At 52.2% G+C, this 17,365-nt stretch carries 15 protein-coding genes, 1 other RNA gene and 1 pseudogene; 2 read left to right on the top strand and 15 right to left on the bottom strand.

Translation table 11 applies throughout. The features are described from left to right. Nucleotides 1-17 precede the first annotated feature (17 nt). The 12 genes and pseudogenes from murD to FRIGORI9N_RS13995 all read right to left on the bottom strand — a co-directional run bounded on the left by murD (nt 18) and on the right by FRIGORI9N_RS13995 (nt 12,950). Complete coding sequence (gene murD / locus FRIGORI9N_RS14050) at nt 18-1,493, bottom strand: UDP-N-acetylmuramoyl-L-alanine--D-glutamate ligase (protein WP_159572472.1); 1,476 nt, start codon at nt 1,491-1,493, stop codon at nt 18-20. Between the two features lie 16 nt (nt 1,494-1,509). After that, the gene (gene mraY, locus FRIGORI9N_RS14045) at nt 1,510-2,664 is read right to left on the bottom strand and encodes a phospho-N-acetylmuramoyl-pentapeptide-transferase (RefSeq protein WP_008250398.1); all 1,155 of its coding nucleotides are present in this window, start codon (nt 2,662-2,664) and stop codon (nt 1,510-1,512) included. Then, a complete protein-coding gene (gene murF / locus FRIGORI9N_RS14040; RefSeq protein ID WP_159572470.1) occupies nt 2,654-4,048 on the bottom strand; it encodes a UDP-N-acetylmuramoyl-tripeptide--D-alanyl-D-alanine ligase in 1,395 nt (464 codons plus the stop codon). Before murF ends, mraY begins: the two co-directional genes overlap by 11 nt. Beyond that, nucleotides 4,041-5,537: a UDP-N-acetylmuramoyl-L-alanyl-D-glutamate--2,6-diaminopimelate ligase gene (locus tag FRIGORI9N_RS14035; RefSeq protein ID WP_159572468.1), complete on the bottom strand. Its 1,497-nt coding sequence runs from the start codon at nt 5,535-5,537 to the stop codon at nt 4,041-4,043. Before FRIGORI9N_RS14035 ends, murF begins: the two co-directional genes overlap by 8 nt. Next, nucleotides 5,534-7,252, bottom strand: a complete 1,719-nt coding sequence (locus tag FRIGORI9N_RS14030; RefSeq protein ID WP_236550927.1) for a penicillin-binding protein 2 — start codon at nt 7,250-7,252, stop codon at nt 5,534-5,536. Before FRIGORI9N_RS14030 ends, FRIGORI9N_RS14035 begins: the two co-directional genes overlap by 4 nt. A gap of 34 nt (nt 7,253-7,286) precedes the next feature. Next, nucleotides 7,287-7,568 (bottom strand): cell division protein FtsL, encoded by a 282-nt coding sequence (gene ftsL, locus FRIGORI9N_RS14025; RefSeq protein WP_159572464.1) that lies wholly within the window; start codon nt 7,566-7,568, stop codon nt 7,287-7,289. Further along, nucleotides 7,556-8,527: a 16S rRNA (cytosine(1402)-N(4))-methyltransferase RsmH gene (rsmH, locus tag FRIGORI9N_RS14020; RefSeq protein WP_159572462.1), complete on the bottom strand. Its 972-nt coding sequence runs from the start codon at nt 8,525-8,527 to the stop codon at nt 7,556-7,558. Before rsmH ends, ftsL begins: the two co-directional genes overlap by 13 nt. Nucleotides 8,528-8,529: 2 nt before the next feature. Beyond that, complete coding sequence (mraZ, locus tag FRIGORI9N_RS14015) at nt 8,530-8,958, bottom strand: division/cell wall cluster transcriptional repressor MraZ (RefSeq protein ID WP_159572460.1); 429 nt, start codon at nt 8,956-8,958, stop codon at nt 8,530-8,532. A 228-nt stretch (nt 8,959-9,186) separates the two neighbouring features. Continuing rightward, nucleotides 9,187-9,589: RNase P RNA component class A (gene rnpB / locus FRIGORI9N_RS14010), an RNA gene on the bottom strand. An 83-nt stretch (nt 9,590-9,672) separates the two neighbouring features. After that, nucleotides 9,673-10,422 (bottom strand): annotated as a pseudogene (locus FRIGORI9N_RS15600) (DUF3025 domain-containing protein); the annotation flags it as partial. Further along, nucleotides 10,419-11,540 carry a dihydroorotase gene (gene pyrC / locus FRIGORI9N_RS14000; RefSeq protein WP_159572458.1) on the bottom strand — a complete coding sequence of 374 codons (1,122 nt, stop codon included), beginning with the start codon at nt 11,538-11,540 and terminating at the stop codon, nt 10,419-10,421. The gene pyrC and the pseudogene FRIGORI9N_RS15600, both read right to left, overlap by 4 nt. Before the next feature lie 63 nt (nt 11,541-11,603). Further along, the gene (locus FRIGORI9N_RS13995) at nt 11,604-12,950 is read right to left on the bottom strand and encodes a glycerate kinase (RefSeq protein WP_159572456.1); all 1,347 of its coding nucleotides are present in this window, start codon (nt 12,948-12,950) and stop codon (nt 11,604-11,606) included. A 52-nt stretch (nt 12,951-13,002) separates the two neighbouring features. On the opposite strand from FRIGORI9N_RS13995, the gene FRIGORI9N_RS13990 reads away from it, so the two are divergent. Next, nucleotides 13,003-13,806, top strand: a complete 804-nt coding sequence (locus FRIGORI9N_RS13990) for a class II glutamine amidotransferase (RefSeq protein WP_159572454.1) — start codon at nt 13,003-13,005, stop codon at nt 13,804-13,806. Here FRIGORI9N_RS13990 and FRIGORI9N_RS13985 read toward each other — a convergent pair. Beyond that, nucleotides 13,801-14,892, bottom strand: a complete 1,092-nt coding sequence (locus tag FRIGORI9N_RS13985; protein ID WP_159572452.1) for an aminopeptidase — start codon at nt 14,890-14,892, stop codon at nt 13,801-13,803. The two genes, FRIGORI9N_RS13990 and FRIGORI9N_RS13985, sit on opposite strands and share 6 nt — an antisense overlap. Before the next feature lie 106 nt (nt 14,893-14,998). On the opposite strand from FRIGORI9N_RS13985, the gene FRIGORI9N_RS13980 reads away from it, so the two are divergent. Beyond that, the gene (locus FRIGORI9N_RS13980; protein WP_159572450.1) at nt 14,999-16,180 is read left to right on the top strand and encodes a M20 aminoacylase family protein; all 1,182 of its coding nucleotides are present in this window, start codon (nt 14,999-15,001) and stop codon (nt 16,178-16,180) included. 1 nt (nt 16,181) lies between these two features. Here the strand turns inward: FRIGORI9N_RS13980 and FRIGORI9N_RS13975 are convergent, their stop codons facing one another. Both FRIGORI9N_RS13975 and FRIGORI9N_RS13970 read right to left on the bottom strand, forming a co-directional pair. Then, nucleotides 16,182-17,159, bottom strand: a complete 978-nt coding sequence (locus tag FRIGORI9N_RS13975; protein WP_159572448.1) for a transglutaminase domain-containing protein — start codon at nt 17,157-17,159, stop codon at nt 16,182-16,184. Nucleotides 17,160-17,264: 105 nt separating this feature from the next. Next, nucleotides 17,265-17,365 (bottom strand): transposase domain-containing protein (locus FRIGORI9N_RS13970; protein WP_159569577.1); only part of this gene is annotated, 101 nt, incomplete at its 5' end.

Below are 17,365 nucleotides of genomic sequence, written 5' to 3'. Positions count from 1 at the left end.
TTTCTTGCCCCACTTGCCTAGCATGGTTGCCCCCTGTCAGCCGCAATGGCTCGAACAGCATCCACAAACACCTCGGCACGGTGCACATAATTCTTGAACATATCCAGGCTTGCACAGGCGGGACTCAGCAGAACGCAATCGCCTTCTCTTGCCTTGCTGGCTGCCAGCTCAACAGCCTGTTCCAGAGTGCTTGCTTTTTCACAGGGCACTTGCGCGGCTGCAAGCGCGTTCAAGATGTTGTCGGCGTCTTTTCCGATCAACACGACATGTTTGCAATAATTGGCCACGGGTTGTATCAACGGCGAAAAGTCCTGCCCTTTGCCGTCGCCCCCTGCGATCAATACCGTGGATTTGGCAAGTCCATTCAATGCTGCCACGGTGGCACCCACATTGGTGCCTTTGCTGTCGTCAAAATAATCAACGCCATTGATCTGAACCACGTGTTGAACACGGTGCGGCTCGCCCTGATAGCTGCGCAAACCATGCAACAGTTTGGCCATGGGCATGCCCAACCCCTGGCACAGTGCCAAGGCAGCCAGTGCGTTGCCCGCATTGTGCAAACCAACAACCTGAAGCGCTTCGGTCGGCATCAACAGCTTTTGGCTGGGCTCAACCTCCTCTTGCTTCCTGCGCCGGTTAGATACCGGGGTTTCCTGATCGCCCACCAACTGGGTCAACCACAACATACCGCCTTCCCGAATCAAGCCAAAATCGTTGGCATGAACAGGCGCACTCGTTCCAAAAGTGATTGCTTGTGTACCAGCAGGCAATGTGGCGCTGGCTACCAACGCATCATCGCGATTCAGCACACACACGCCACCAGCCGAGAAAATCCTGAATTTGTCCTCGGCGTATTCCTGCATGTCAGGATGCCAGTCAAGATGATCTTGCGAAATATTGAGCACCGTCGATGCGTCAAACATCAAACGCTTTGTCCAATGCAACTGGAAACTTGATAACTCGAGTACCCACACATCGGGTAAATCGTTTGCTTCCAATTGTTCACGCAAAGCATCCATGGCAGCCGGGCTGATGTTGCCGGCAGCCACCGCTTTTTTCCCAGCAAATTGCGCCAAACACTCAACCATCCGCGTGGTGGTGGTTTTACCGTTTGTCCCTGTAATACCCACTACCTGCGGCTTGTAGCCCCGCTCTTGTTGCAAGGCCTCCAGCGCATCAGCAAACAGATCAAGTTCAGAATCTACAACCGTGCCATGCAATTCAGCCTGCGCGAGAACAGCCACCATCAATGGGTGAGAAGGCGGCAAGCCTGGCGACACCACCACACGATTAAAGTCCCAGTTCAAATCCGCAACAGAATTAAATACTTGCACATCGGACTGCATGGTTTGCAGCTCCTGCAAGCCAGGGGGTGTTTCTCGCGTGTCAATGACGGTCAGCCGGGCACCTTGCGCAAGCGCCCAGCGCGCGCAAGCCAAGCCCGACTCTCCGAGCCCGACTTGCAAAACCGACTGATCAAGAAGCAAATTCATTTATTCCAACTCAATTTCAACGTAGTTTCAAAGTCGACAAACCAATCAGTACAAGAATCATCGTGATAATCCAGAACCTCACGACAACCTGGGTTTCTTTCCAGCCACTGAGTTCATAGTGGTGATGCAGTGGCGCCATTCGGAATACCCGTTTCCCGCCGCTGTATTTGAAGTAAAGCACCTGGATCATGACCGAAAGAGTTTCAGCCACGAACACACCACCCATAATGAACAACACCACTTCCTGACGAACAATGACAGCCACTGTCCCCAAGGCGCCACCCAGTGCGAGTGCCCCGACATCGCCCATGAAAACCTGAGCGGGGTATGCATTGAACCAAAGAAAAGCCAAACCAGCCCCGGCTATGGCGGCGAGAAATACCGCCAGTTCGCCAGCGCCGGGAATGTAAGGAAGTAGCAGGTATTTTGAGTAAACCGCGTTACCGGCTACATAAGCAAAAATTGCCAAAGCAGAGGCGACCATTACAGTTGGCATGATCGCCAGGCCGTCCAAACCGTCGGTCAAATTCACGGCATTGCTGGTGCCCACGATGACAAAGTAGGTCAGTGCAATGAATCCCCAAACACCCAATGGGTAACTGATGGATTTGAAGAAAGGAACAATCAGGTCTGCATTGTTTGGCAAATGCATGGAGAAGCCGCTTTCAACCCAGGCTACAAAAATATCCAGCACCTCTTGTCCGCTTTGGGCAGACACCGCGAATGCCAGATAAAACGCACAAATCAGGCCGACTACACTTTGCCAAAAGTATTTCCATTTTGCAGGCAAACCCTTGGGGTTGCGGTAGACCACCTTGCGGTAGTCATCCACCCAACCAATCCAGCCAAAACCGAAGGTCACTAACATGACCACCCACACAAAGCGGTTTGAGAGGTCTGCCCACAACAAAGTTGAGATACCGATACCGATCAGCACCAGCGCCCCCCCCATGGTTGGCGTGCCTGCTTTGGCCAAATGTGTTTGCGGACCATCGTCACGCACTGACTGCCCAATTTTGTACTGAGTCAGCTTTCGTATCACCATCGGCCCAGCCACCAAACCCACCAACAACGCGGTGGCGCATGCCAACACGGCACGCAAGGTCAGGTAATTGAAAACACCAAATGCGCGAATATCTTGCGCAAGCCACTGGGTAAGTTCAAGAAGCATGGTTAGCCTCCCCGGAGTGATGTTGAACCAGCGCTTGAACAACACGCTCCATTTTCATGAAACGGGAGCCTTTGACCAGCACAGACCAATGACCTTGCTTTGTTGTATTCATTGTGTTTTCTATCAAGGTTTCTATGTTTTTAAAATGCACCGCGCCGTCACCAAACGCAGACACAGAGTGCACAGTCGCTTCGCCCAATCCGTACAATCGCTTTACACCTGCCTGTTTTGCAAAGAGACCCACTTCGGCATGGTATTCATCCGACTGATTGCCTACCTCGCCCATATCACCCAGCACCAGCAGAGTATTTCCTGCCTGCTGGCTGAGCACCTTGCTGGCTGCATTCACAGAATCGGGATTGGCGTTGTAGCTGTCATTAATCAGTAGAAGCGAGGGGCTGTTCAATGCAATCTGCAAGCGTCCGCTCACCGGCTGAAATGAATTCAAACCCGCTTGTATGGCGTCAGTGGAGCAGCCAGCCGCATGGGCAGCAGCAGCGGCTCCTGCTGCATTTGCAAAATTGTGCTCACCGATAAAACCGGGCCGCAGCTCAAGAAATTTGTCTAGCACTTTCAGCACGGCAGAAGATTGGTCATTGCCACTGACTGCGGGCAACAATTCAAAATCAGCGTCATGTCCGAAACGCAAAACGCTTTTACCGGTTGACTGCGCTTGCCAACAGTCATCGAACTCGTTGCTCACCGGAAACACAGCACAACCTTCCGGCGACAGGTGGGTAAATGCACTACCGTTTTCTTGGGCCACAGCCAGCACGGTTTTCATAAACTCCTGATGTTCACGCTGCGCATTCGTCAACAACACGACATCAGGCTTCACCAGGCTCGAAAGATAAGCAATCTCGCCTGGATGATTCATACCCATTTCAATCACGGCCATTTGATGATGGCGTCGTAATTTCAATAAGGTTTGCGGCACGCCAATTTCATTATTCAAATTGCCAGCAGTCACCAACACCTGCTCTTCACCACACTGCGCCTTACAAATACTGCCCAACATTTCCTTGCTGGTTGTCTTCCCGTTGCTGCCCACCACGGCCAACACTTTCAATTCAAATTGCCTTCTCCATGCGCTCGCCAAGGCACCCAAGGCAAGGCGTGTATCGCTGACCACAAACTGGGCAATCGGCAAATCAAGTACGCGGCTTGTTACTAGCGCAGCCGCGCCCGACGCTATCACTTGTGCTGCGAAATCATGAGCATCGAATCGCTCACCAATCAGACACACGAACAGATCACCTTTGGCAACCTGGCGACTGTCAGTTTGAATCAATCGAACAACGCCCTGCACCGCGGGTGCAGGCTGAGTCAACTGGCTACTCAAAGCAGCCGCAACGTGTTCAAAAGCCCAATTCAGCTCAAGCATGGGCACCTCGCTTGCCAAGCACAGCCGAAGCGCACTGCGCATCGGAATGCGCAATAACCTGTGTGCCAATCGTTTGAGTACTTTCGTGCCCTTTGCCTGCCAACAAAACCACGTCTTGCGCATTGGCGTTGCGAATTGCAAACTCAATCGCTACAGGCCGATCTGCCTCAACATGAACTTTGCCCATTTCCGCTTGCGCAATACCCGCACAAATTTCCTGAAGAATACTTTCTGGTTTTTCACTGCGCGGATTGTCCGAGGTCAGCACCACTGAATCGGCATTGGCTGCGGCCACAGCACCCATCAAAGAACGCTTGCTGCGGTCACGATCGCCACCGCAACCGAATACCACCCAAAGCTTACCCTTCCGCTTGTTGACAAAGGGACGAAGCGCCAACAGTGTTTTTTCCAAAGCGTCCGGCGTGTGCGCGTAGTCAACCACCACCGCAGGTCGACCTTCAATATGCTGCATGCGTCCAGGCGCGGGTGTTACCACGCTCAAAGCATCTTTCACCTGGCTTGCATCGTAGCCAAGTCGCACCAATGTGGCGAACACCAAGGCCATGTTGTCGGCATTAAATTCACCAATGATTGGTGTATCAATCTGGGTACTAACGCCATTGAATTTCAACTCAATGCGCTGCCCCTTCTCTTGGTGGGCAACATTCAAGATCTGACACTCGGCGGAATCCGCATGCCCCACAGCGGTGCAATCAATATTTCGCCCCTGAACATTCGCGAGAAATTCCCGGCCGAAAGAATCATCTGAATTGACCACAGCCAATCGTAGAGTCGGCCAACTGGCAAGAATCATTTTGGAGCGACCGTAAGCCGCCATATCGCCGTGGTAATCCAGGTGATCCTGCGACAAATTGGTAAATAGCGCCACATCAATACTTACACACGCCAACCGTCGCTGTTCGAGCCCAATCGATGAAGCTTCAATGCAAACGGTATCAAAACCTTCTCGACGCAATTCATGGAGCAAATGATGAACACCGACCACGTCAGGTGTGGTTAGGCCCGTGTGCGCTTTCAAGTGATCAGGCTCGCCATATCCCAACGTGCCGATTACTGCCGCCTTTTTACCCAGACGGCCCAAGGCTTGTGCCAGCCAACGGGTTACCGTCGTTTTCCCGTTGGTGCCAGTCGCCGCAATAATCGTCATGGCATCACTGGGGGTTTCGTAATAACCAAAAGCCAGGTCAGCCAGCATTGTTTTCAGGTGCAACACGGGCAACACACTGGCGCTTTGATAAGCTCGCTGATCATCGTAATCAACCAACACCAAACCGCAACGCTGCTCAAGCAACAAATCATCGGCCAAATTGCGCGGGTCAAATTTTTCGCCTGGCACCGCGAGAAAGACATCGCGAGGCCCAGTCAAACGACGATGGTCTGTCACCAAGCCCGAGCAATCTGCATAAAATCCACGCTCATGAAGCTCAGCCAAGACTTCTGACACTGAATGCAGGTAGGCGCTGATCATAAGCGACTCCCTGCTGCGCTTGGCGCAGCAACAAACTTGCGCAATTGTTCTGTTGACTCAATCGCATCTGGCTGCACATTCAAACGCGTCAGCACGCTTTTCGTAATCACCGAGAAAACCGGTGCAGCAACAAGGCCACCGTAATACACGCCGCCCTTGGGCTCATCCACCATAATGGCCACGATCACGCGCGGATCAGAAACCGGCGCCAAGCCAACATACGAGGACACATACTTGTTAACGTAACGACCGCCCTCTTGTTTGTGTGCGGTGCCTGTTTTACCCGCCACGCGGTAGCCTTGCACCTGCGCCTTGGGGGCCGTGCCCTCGGGGCCAGAGGCAAGCTCCAGCATGTGCAACATGCTATCGGCCACTTTCGCATCAACCACACGATGAGACAGCACAGGATCTTGCGGCCCACGCTTGATCAACGAGGCCGGAACGAAATTCCCCTTGTTTGCAAAAATGGTGTAGGACTGCGCCAACTGAATCAAGGACACGGAAATACCGTGCCCGTATGACATGGTGGCCTGCTCAATGGGTCGCCATTTGTTCCAGGGGCGTACACGGCCAGCCACGGCCCCAGGAAACGCAATGGATGGAGTCTGCCCAAATCCAAGCAGATTAAAAAAGTCCCACAGATCTTTTCTCTCCAGCTCAAGCACAATTTTGGATGTACCTACGTTGCTGGATTTCTGAATGATTTCTTCAACAGTGATAACACCGTGCGGCTTGGTGTCATTAATCGTTGCCGGCCCGATCGACATGCGTCCATTGCCAGTGTCAATTTTTGTACTCGCCTTTACCTTTCCCTGATCCATTGCGAGCGCCACGCCAAAAGGCTTCAGAGTGGAGCCTGGCTCAAACATGTCAGTGAAGACCCGATTACGCAATTTTTCCCCATGCAACTGCCCCCTGTTGTTGGGGTCGTACGTGGGAATATTGGCCATGGCCAGCAACTCGCCGGTTTTTGCATCCAGCACCACTGCAGCAGCAGCCTTCGCCTTGTGTTGCTCCACTGCTTTTTTCAATTCAGACAACACGATGTACTGCACATCCGCATCCACAGACAAGACCAAATCCTGTCCATTGACGGGAGGGCGCAATTCGCGGATATCTTCAATCACATTGCCCAAACGATCACGCAACACATTTCGCTCGCCATCTTCACCTGTCAGCCGATCATTGAACGCAAGTTCAACACCCTCCTGACCTTTGTCTTCAATGCTGGTGAAGCCCACCAAGTGGGCCATGGTCTCGCCCTGCGGGTAATAACGCTTGCTTTCAGTCACAAATCCCAAGCCCGGAATTTTCAGGGCTTTGGCTTTCGCTGCAACATCGGAATCCACTTGCCGATCCAGGTAAACGAACGCGCGCTTGCTGTCTTTGCGCATCTGAGCAATCATTCGATCGGGCTTCAAACCCAATACCGCAGCCAGTTTACGCAAACTCTCATCTTTCGCGTCACCAATTCGGCGGCCGTCATACCACACAGCTTGGGCTGGAACGCTTTGCGCCAACACCACCATGTTTCGATCCAGCAAACTTCCTCGATTGGCTTGTAGCGGCAAGGTGCGCTCAAGTCGCTTCGCACCCTGCTCCTGCAAAAAGTCGTTCGACATGATTTGCAGGTAGGCTGCGCGCGCAATCAATCCACCAAATGCCAGAAAGATGCACACCAAAACAAAACGCGATCGCCAGGCTGGCAATCGCATCTCCAATAGTTCTGACCCACCGAAACGGACAGCTTTACTCACGTTGAAAGCCCCCCTCCAGCTGCATGAACACAACAGACCCGGGTGCAGGCGGACTCATATTCAGGCGCGTTCGTGCAACTTCGTCAACACGTTCACCTTTGGCCAGTGCCACTTGCTGCAATTGCAAACGCGAGAAGGCAACTTCAATCTGGTGCTCAGCCTGTTGCTCCTGACCCAGTGCCACAAACAAGGTGCGTGCAGCATGCTGCTGCTCAACCACCAACATGGCGCAAAAAATAACCAAAGTCAGCAACAGAATATTCAAGCGCCCCATGCTTTGCCTCCGACAGGAACACGATCCGCCAACTCAGCCAACTTCTCAGCCACACGCAATACCGACGAACGCGAACGAGGATTCAACTCACACTCTTCTTTGGTGGGCTTGATCCGATCCAGCTTTTTCATCAATGGCGTGGGCTCAGGCAATGGCAATTTCCGCAGCCGTGCGTCCTGCTGCGACTTTGGATTCGCCAGCTTCTCAATGAACTGTTTGGCAATTCGATCTTCCAGCGAGTGGAAACTGATCACCGCCAGCCTACCCCCCACCTTCAATCGCTTGAATGCCGCAGTTAAACCTTGTTCGAGCTGCGCAAGCTCCTGGTTGACGTGAATCCGTAAAGCCTGAAAGGTGCGCGTTGCAGGGTCCTGGCCCGGCTCCCGCGTGCGAACTGCCCCTGCCACGATCTGGGCAAGGTCGAGTGTTGTAGTGATCGACCGCTCCGCGCGGCGAGCAACAATCGCTGTTGCAATCTGAACAGCAAACCGTTCTTCCCCATAATTCTTTATCACCTCTTTGATTTCCCGGGCATCAGCCCGAGCAAGAAAATCGGCCGCTGACTCTCCAGTCTGCGGATCCATGCGCATGTCCAACGGACCATCTCTACGGAAGCTGAATCCCCGCTCGGCTTGATCAATTTGGGGTGACGACACGCCGATGTCCATCAACACCCCGTCCACCTGATCAACACCAAGCGAATCAAGCGCCAACTCAAGATCAGCAAACGCGCTGCGAACACCTTGAAAACGAGAGTCTTTGATTTCACTCATGGCTTGTACCGCCTGGGGATCCCGATCAAGGGCGATGAGCCGCCCCCTGTCAGAAAGGCGATCAAGCAAAGCGCGGCTGTGCCCGCCTCGCCCGAAGGTGCAATCCAGATAGACTCCATCAGGCTTGTGCAACAGCGCCTCAACCGTGGGCTGAAGAAGCACGGGGATGTGTTCATCGATACCCACCTTCAGAAACTGAATTCGTTCAGTGATTCAGGCATGCCAGCAGCAATTGCCTTTTCCTCTTCCACCTTCAACAACGTGGAATCCCAGATCTCGAAGTGACTACCCATTCCCAACAACATCACTTCCTTGCTCAGTGAAGCGGCTTCACGCAATTCTGGCGACACGAGAATGCGGCCTGCTGAATCGACTTCAACATCGGTGGCGAAGCCCAGAAAAATACGTTGCCAAGGACGGGCAGACATGGGCCAAGCGGCAATTTTTTCTCGATGCTGCTCCCAAATCGGACGCGGAAACATCAACAAACAGCCGTTGGGGTGTTTTGTAAGCGTCAAGGCTCCCTCGCACTGCGTTTGCAGCGCATCACGATGCTTCTGTGGCACATTCATGCGCCCTTTTGCATCCATGGATAAGGAAGAACTGCCTTGATACACGTGAATTAATTTCCCACAAAGTCACACAAATCCCCACGAATCACCACTTTACGCATTATGAAATGGGTGGTCAAGCAGTTCTCTCGAGAAAACGCTTTGCAACCAAGGACTTAGAAGCACTTTGAAGAAATTAATTAGAAAAAAACAGCTGAAAAAATAAGGGCATAAAGACAACACTGAAAGTAATGTCTTAAGAAATATCGAGGGATTAAATCTTGATGAAGGGAAGTAGAAAGCGCGCCTGTAAGCCGGATTCTGTTCAATGGCCTTGCAGCCAAAGTGACAATCATTCCTCTAGGCTGAACATTGCTGCTCAGCTCAAGCCACCTACCCGCGCGCTCGGGGAGCGCCGTTGGCGCATAAAGCGCCTGCGCGCCTATTTGGTGTTGCTCCAAGTGGGGTTTACCTAGCCAGCCTTGTCGCCAAGTCTGCGGGGGTCTCTTACACCTCCGGTTCGCCCTTGCCTGTGAAAGTTACCTTTCCATCGGCGGTGTGTTTTCTGTTGCACTTTCCGTCGCTTTCAGTCTTGTTGCCAAAACCTATAACGCCTGGTCGTTAACCAGCACCGTGCTCACTGGAGTCCGGACTTTCCTCTCCCTGAAATTCAGGCAGCGACTGTCCGACGCACTTTCCGAGAGCAAGTGTAGACCCATCCCAAACAAAAGCCAATCTTTCATGAGATGAAGAAACCTGACGTGTTGGCTTCGCGCGATAAACAGTCGGGTCTTCATAAAAGCCGGGCACATCGGAATCCTGAAACCAACCAGGCACACCCATCACCGGCAAAGGACTCAAATTGCCCGGGCCACGAAGTTGCTCAACCACCAACAACACCAATCTTTGCAACTCAGCCGAACTTAAATCGAGTGAGGGCACCTGGACCGGTATCACCTTGGCACACAAACCTTTGTGAGCCTTGTGCATGGAGTCAAGCAAACCGTGCCCCAGCAAAAGCACCTTGGCGCGAGCGTGCCATTTCTCTCGCTGATCAAGCAGCAAAGTTTTCCAATCGTGGTTCACCAGGGCATTGCACAGCGAAAACTCCGTGGTCAAAAAAAGTGCACCACTTTCGTCAAACAAAGTCAGGGCATCCCGCAAACGGCTTCGACCATTTGCAGAGAGGTCCACCGCAATATTTTCAAAGCAATTGGCGTCTTCAATGTGACGTGAATTGATCAGCTGCTTTACTTGGGGAAAAGCCAACCACACTTGACCGTTGTACCAGTCATGGGAAAGATCCCGCGTAGGAATTTCACCGCTTTGAACAAACCGCTCATATTCAAGCGCCCCCAAATTATCTGTTGAGTGCTGAAATCGGGGAAGCGCATGAACAGACCGATCCCGTTGATGATTCAAAAGACGCGAAACATCACCCTCTCGATCGATGTGAAAACAGAAACTGGCACTGTCCCCACCGTAAGGCCAAAGCCACGGGCTGACACTCGAAGTTTCCACCACACTCATCGAAGTCGCGTGACTGTCCAGTCAAGCACCTCGCCGGCCCTCAAGGGCACAATGCCGCTTTCGGTCAGAAACGGCAGCCTCTGAGGCACTTCAAACGGCTTGCGTTGCAGTTCAAACGCCCCCTCGTTCACAGGCAGACCGTAAAATGCCGGACCATTCAAACTACAAAATTTTTCGAACAGTTCGCTGTTCTCCAACGCACCAACCTGTTCAAACGCCTCTGCGTACATGGCCATTGCATAAGGTGCTGAATAACAGCCCGCGCAACCGCAAGACATTTCTTTCAAATGCTTGGCATGTGGTGCACTGTCTGTTCCTAAAAAAAACTGGGGCAAACCACTTGTCGCTGCGCTCAGCAAGGCCTTGCGATGCACCTCACGCTTCAACACGGGCAAACAGTACCAATGTGGCTGCAACCCCCCCTTGAATAAAGCGTTGCGGTTGTACAGCAAGTGTTGCGGTGTAATGGTTGCTGCAAGAAGCAACCTGCCTTGCGCGTCACGCCCTGAATTCTCTGTCACAAAGGTAGCCGCCTGCTCTGTGGTGATGTGTTCAAAGACCACCCGCAAATTAGGAAACTGTCGACGCAAAGGCCTCATGACTGTTTCAACAAATGCAGCCTCACGATCAAACACATCCACGTTGGTGTCCGTCACCTCGCCGTGGACCAACAAAGGCAAACCATGAAGTTCCATCGCCTGCAACACAGCACCACACTGACCCAACAGGTCCGACACACCCGCTTCTGAATTCGTTGTAGCCCCGGCTGGGTACAACTTCACGGCCTTGACCACCCCACTGCCCGCAGCCTTCTCAATTTCCTGCGGGCTGGTGGCGCCAGTCAGATAAAGCACCATCAGTGGTTCAAACTGGCGCATGACGTCTTGGTCCTGAACGCTATAGTCGCCGGTCAGGCAGGCCTTTTCCACAGCATCAAGAATTCTCTGGCGATAGGCTACGGCTTGGTCCACCGTGGTAACCGGCGGCTTCAAATTGGGCATGACAATCGCGCGTCGGAAATTCAGCGCAGTGGCCGCAACCACATGTTCAAGGGCCTCCCCGTCGCGAAGGTGCAAATGCCAGTCATCGGGCGGGGCAATCTGAATGGTCTGAATCATGAGAGGGCGGTGAAAGTTGACAACGTTTTTGTATTTTACCTCACGCGGATTGTTCTAAATTTCTCAGGGCTTGCCGATCAAGATAATCCTCAAATCATTCACATTGGTCATTGTTGGCCCGGTCGTCAACAAGCGATCCAGTCGCTTGAAATAGTCGTAACTGGTGTGCTGGTCCAAATGCAACTGCGGTGCAAGCTTGGCAGCCTTGCTGCGCTGTTGATCACCAGGCAACATCAATGCGCCGGCATGGCCACCAATTCCATCGATACCATCGGTGTCTGCGGCAATTGCGGCAACGTCAACTGTTGAATTCAAGTCACGAAGGTAAAAAGCCAAAGCCAACAAAAACTCAGAATTACGACCACCTCGAGCCTGCCTCAACTGGGTGTCATTCAGGGTTACCGTACACTCGCCACCACTGATAATAGCCAGCGGCGCTGCAGGCCAACCACCTTGACCCGTCGCAGCCTGCCTGGCAATGGCTGCATGTACCTGCGCTACATCTCGAGCCTCCCCCTCCAGGGTATCCCCAAGGTTCAGCACTTTGTACCCTTTTCCTTCAAGATGATGAGTCACCGCATTCAGTGACTTCAAATTGCTGGCCAGCAAGTGTGTTTTCACTTTACGAAAAACCAGCGAGCTTCGTTTTGGCGTGTCTGGCACCGCCTCCCTCAACCCTTTCTCCAGGTACTTTGTGATGGAATGAGGCACCTGCACTGCCCAACGCTTGATTACCTCGATTGCGTCATGAAAAGTACTCTCATCGGGACTGAAGGGACCCGACGCGATCGATGAGGGATCATCTCCCGGAACATCGGATATCAACAACTGAAATACCGGCGCACGGCAAACCTGAGCCAACTGACCACCCAGCGTTTGCGTCACGTGTTTTCGAACAATATTCATCTCATCAATCGGCGCTCCGCATGCCAACAAGGCACGGTTCAACTGCTGCAAATCGACAAAAGGAATGTCACGCACGGGCACGCTCAACAAACTGGAACCACCCCCCGAGACCAGAGCGATCACGGCATCGCTGGAAGGCACTTCCGAAATTGCTTTGTGCAATCGTCGCGCAGCCCGCTGCCCATCTTCATCCGGCACTGGGTGCGCAGCCTGCACCACTTCAATGGTCGAAGTTTTTACTTCATGACCACGTCGGGTTACGACAAACCCCTGTAGTTTTTCCGAAGAACCAGCCACACCTTCAAGCGCTTTGGCCATGGATGCAGCCGCCTTTCCCGCGCCAAATACCCAGACGCGCTCCCGCTCTGGCGCCAACTGACTTAACCAAGGCCTGATCTGTTCTTGCCAGGCCTCTTGCAAGGCCTGTTCAGGCTGAGCAGCCAAAACTCCAACATTAAAAACCTCTGTTAAAAGGTCTTTGTAAAAATCATCCTTCTCAGACATGAAAAGTCTCTTAAAATAAAAATTAATTAATCAACAATTTACCAATTAAACCATGTGTCAATTGCTCGGCATGAACTGCAACACGCCAACCGACATCCAATTTTCATTCGAAGGCTTTGCCAAACGCGGCGGTCTGACGGATGAGCATGCCGACGGCTGGGGAATCGCATTTTTTGAAGGCTCTGCCGCGAGATGCTTTATTGATCATCGCCCCGCCTTCGATTCGCCAGTCGCAGAATTAATCCGGAACTACCCGATTCGCTCCTACAACGTCATATCCCATATTCGCAAGGCAACCGTCGGACAGGTCAAGCTGCAAAACTGCCATCCATTCATTCGCGAACTTTGGGGACAGGCCTGGGTATTCGCTCACAACGGCGACTTAAAAGAATTCAACCCAACGCTACAGGGCGACTTTTTGCCCATGGGAGAAACTGACAGCGAACTCGCCTTCTGCCTATTGCTGCAAACCCTGAAGAATGAATTCGGCTATCGCACGGCAGAGAATCGCCCCAGCGTTGCCGAAATAGATGCAGTGCTTCGCCCCGTGTGTGCTCAAATTTCAAAGCACGGTACATTCAATATGCTGTTATCCAATGGCCACGCCATGTACACGCACTGCTCAACCAAACTTGAATACATTGTCCGCGCACATCCATTCAAGGCCGCACATTTGGTTGACTGCGACATTCAAGTCGACTTTGGGGCCGTGACCACACAAAACGACCGGGTTGCCGTTATTGCAACCGCCGCACTCACCAACGATGAAGTGTGGACACCTTTTACACCCCAGTCATTTCTGGTCTTCGAAGACGGTCGACCCGTCTTGGAAAACGGGCTCGCCCTGTCTTCATGAACACTGGAAACCGTAGGACAAAGGAAGACCACGCTCTAGCTCATTCAGCAGTTTTTCACGTTGCTCAAGGGGTAAATCACCCAAGGCCCCTGTTGCCTCATAAAATCGCCCGAAACTTTGACCACACAGAATATGCAACGCTTTAAACGCAGGCACATATTGCGTGTACAGGCCAGACACACCCAACTTCGCATTGTTTAAATCCTCGGCCATAAACCGGTCATAACCACTCCAGCCGCCCCAGGATGCTTTCAACTGGGCATAATCAGCATGCAACTGATCGAAACGCTTTTGCTTCAAAATCAACACCTGCTGTTTGTCCTTGCCCTCACTATTCCGATAAATCTGCTCCAGGTCATTGCGGGTTTGCGCCAACATCTGTCTAAAGGCATTTCTGCGTGAGTCGAACGTGTCATATTGCAATTTCAGGGTCTCTCGGCCCGGCTGGGCGAGCCATGCATTCACACCCAATTCCTCCACAGCAGTCGCAAAACTCTCGTTGAACATCGTGTCATTGGCAATGTAAACCACCTGGTGTGCAAGCTCATGAAACACCAGCCGGGCCAACTCACCCGCAGGATAATTCACGAAAGTATTGAGAACAGGGTCTGGCGTAAAGCCCAAGGTTGAATAGGCCGGCACACCCAAAACCGCAACATCCAGACCTTGCTCGCGCAGAACACTTGCCAGTTCGACTGCATCGGATTCCGAGTAAAACCCCTTGTAAGAAATACAGCCGATCAAAGGAAAACACCAGGTCTCCAGAGTCAAACTGTCTGGCTGAGAGGCAACCACATTCCACACGGCATACGCACGATTCAAATCAGCGTAAGTCCTGTAGCTGCGATTATCGGGAAGCCCAAGATTGTCGACAGAAAACCCCCGAATCTCTTGCACATACTGCAATTGGGTACGCAGCTTCTCCGGAACATCTGGTCTGGACAAGACCTCGTCAATGTTTTCCGCAGCCGCCAAAACACTCAAATGCCCCGCAGTCGCCTGCCAAAAATAGGCTCCGGTGCTGCAAGCGCCCAATAAAAACGCACACCCCAACGCCAACCCCAAAAATGCACGCCGCAGAATCATTCGCACCAAACCTACTTTGAAGAACACCCATAGTAAAGCACGGTGATTGCCACGATGGAAAAAACCTGCGATTCTTATTGCCTGTACCAAAACAGCGAAGTTTGTTGTGAATCCGAGCAAAATTGAATCCTGGGTAAATACCCGTCGAGACATCCACGCCCATCCCGAATTGCGTTACGAAGAAAACCGTACTGCAGAGATCGTCGCGAAACGCCTTATTGAACTGGGTTATGAAGTAGCGACAGGCGTTGGTCAAACAGGCGTTGTCGGCCTGATACACGGCAAGCTGGGATCAGGAAAAATGGTTGGTCTGCGTGCTGACATGGACGCGCTACCCATTCAAGAACGTAACCAATTTCCGCATGCGTCGCGTCATCCCGGGAAAATGCATGCCTGCGGTCATGATGGCCACGTGGCCATGCTGTTGGGCGCAGCTCAGGAAATCGCCGAAAACACAAACTTCAAGGGCAGCGTTGCCCTCATTTTTCAACCGGCAGAAGAAGGCGGAGCCGGCGCCCAGCGCATGATCGACGATGGTCTTTTTGATCGATATCCTGTTGATGCGGTGTTTGCCATGCACAATTGGCCGGGGCTGAAAGAAGGAGAGTTTGCAGCGCACTCTGGCGCGGTTATGGCCTCGAGCAATGAGTTTTCAGTGAAAATTCAAGCCAAAGGTGCGCATGCCGCCATGCCTGATCTCGGCGTCGATCCAGTGGTAATCGCCGCACAACTTATCCTCGCATTTCAAACTATCATCAGCCGCACATGCAAGCCGGTTGATCCCGCAGTGTTGTCTGTCACGCAAATTAAGGCAGGCGAAGCAATCAATGTCATACCTGACCATGCAATCTTGCAGGGCACCGTACGTACGTTCAGCATTGAAACGCTGGACTTGATTGAACAGCACATGAGAAAAATCAGCACAGACCTTTGTGCAGCTTTTGGTGCTTCTGCGGAAATGACATTTGAACGCAAATACCCACCCACAATCAATTCAGCCGACATGGCTGAACTGGCGAAAAACGCGTTAAATAAAGTGCCCGAGGTCTCGACGGTGCATTCCAGTCTTCCGCCCACAATGGGCGCAGAAGATTTCGCATTCATGCTGCAGCACAAACCCGGCGCCTACCTGTGGATCGGCAACGGCGACGGCGGCCACCGCACGCATGGCCATGGCATTGGCCCATGTACATTGCACAACCCCACCTATGATTTCAACGACAAAATACTGCCGCTCGGCGTCAAAGCCTGGTTGGCAATTACGCACGATTTCCTGGGAAGCGACTGACTTATTTCACTCGGTAACCCAATAAAGCCTCAAACTCATGCTGCTTTGGGCGACGCCCCATCAAAAGCAATTCCCCTTGATCTGGCACCACAGTCAATGAATAGACCTTGCCACTCTTCTTTAGTGGCAACCATGACCTGCCTTGAACCAGCATCATTTCTTCGAAAACCGCGGATTCAATCACAAAATGCTGTTTTATCCGTTCAAGCACACCGTTCACAGGTGCGGACATCACTCGCAACACCCCAGGTGTGGAATCAAAAGTAGACACAAGAATCAAGCGGGAAGCTCTGCGCGCTGCGTCGAGTATCAGTTGGGGATCCATGCCCACAGCCGCTGCGTACAAGGCATCCTCCGGCAGCTTGGAAAACAGCGTTTGATCAAGGGAAAATACCTGCTGATAACCCAGTTCATCTGCTTGGTCATAATGGCTTAGCATTGCTTTTTCTGGCGGCAGAAGAAAGAACAGATCACTGTGCTCCGAACGGAATCCTTGTTGACCTACATAACCAGCCCCCCAGGTAGAGTCCACAACATTCCAGACACCATTTATTTTGACAGCATTCCAAACGTGATTGACTGGTTTCCCCATCCGCATCGCGGTTGCCGGCCCACCTTTCACCAATCCGTAAATGGTCTTGACCTCAAGGCCTGCCATATTCATCAAACGATGTGTGACATTGGCATACACAGCACAACTACCGCCGCCTAGCTTGTGAAGCGTTTCAAGTGGGTACTGGGAGGGGTCTCCAATTCGACGGGCAAGCCGAGCATCATGTTTAAAATGGTAGGTAACCCACCGGTAGATTAACCACGCTTTCTCCTCATCATTCGATGCGGCTGAAAGTAGTGCATGCAATCTGGACTCAAGGTGCGGTATTCGTTTGGCAAGTGTTTGCTGGAAATGAGCATTAAGCTGCTGATGACGAGAGCCCTCTTCAAGCGCATGTGAAGCCAATGGGAAAATCAAAAATAGCAAACACACAAGACGAGACCAACAACCAGAAAGACAATTCAACTTCAATTCCAAAAGAAACAAAGGGAAAGCAGGAAAGATAGTAAGCCCCCAGCAAACCCGTCTTGATTAGTTCGCTGGTTTCCAGTTGTGCGGCAGCAATTCATTGATCCTGCTGTACGGCTGCGTGGGCAGGCGGTCCATCACATCCTTTAGATATTCCAGCGGGT

Source organism: Limnobacter sp. 130 (assembly GCF_902506325.1).
GTDB lineage: Bacteria > Pseudomonadota > Gammaproteobacteria > Burkholderiales > Burkholderiaceae_B > Limnobacter.
This window is presented reverse-complemented; position numbering and strand designations above follow the sequence as displayed.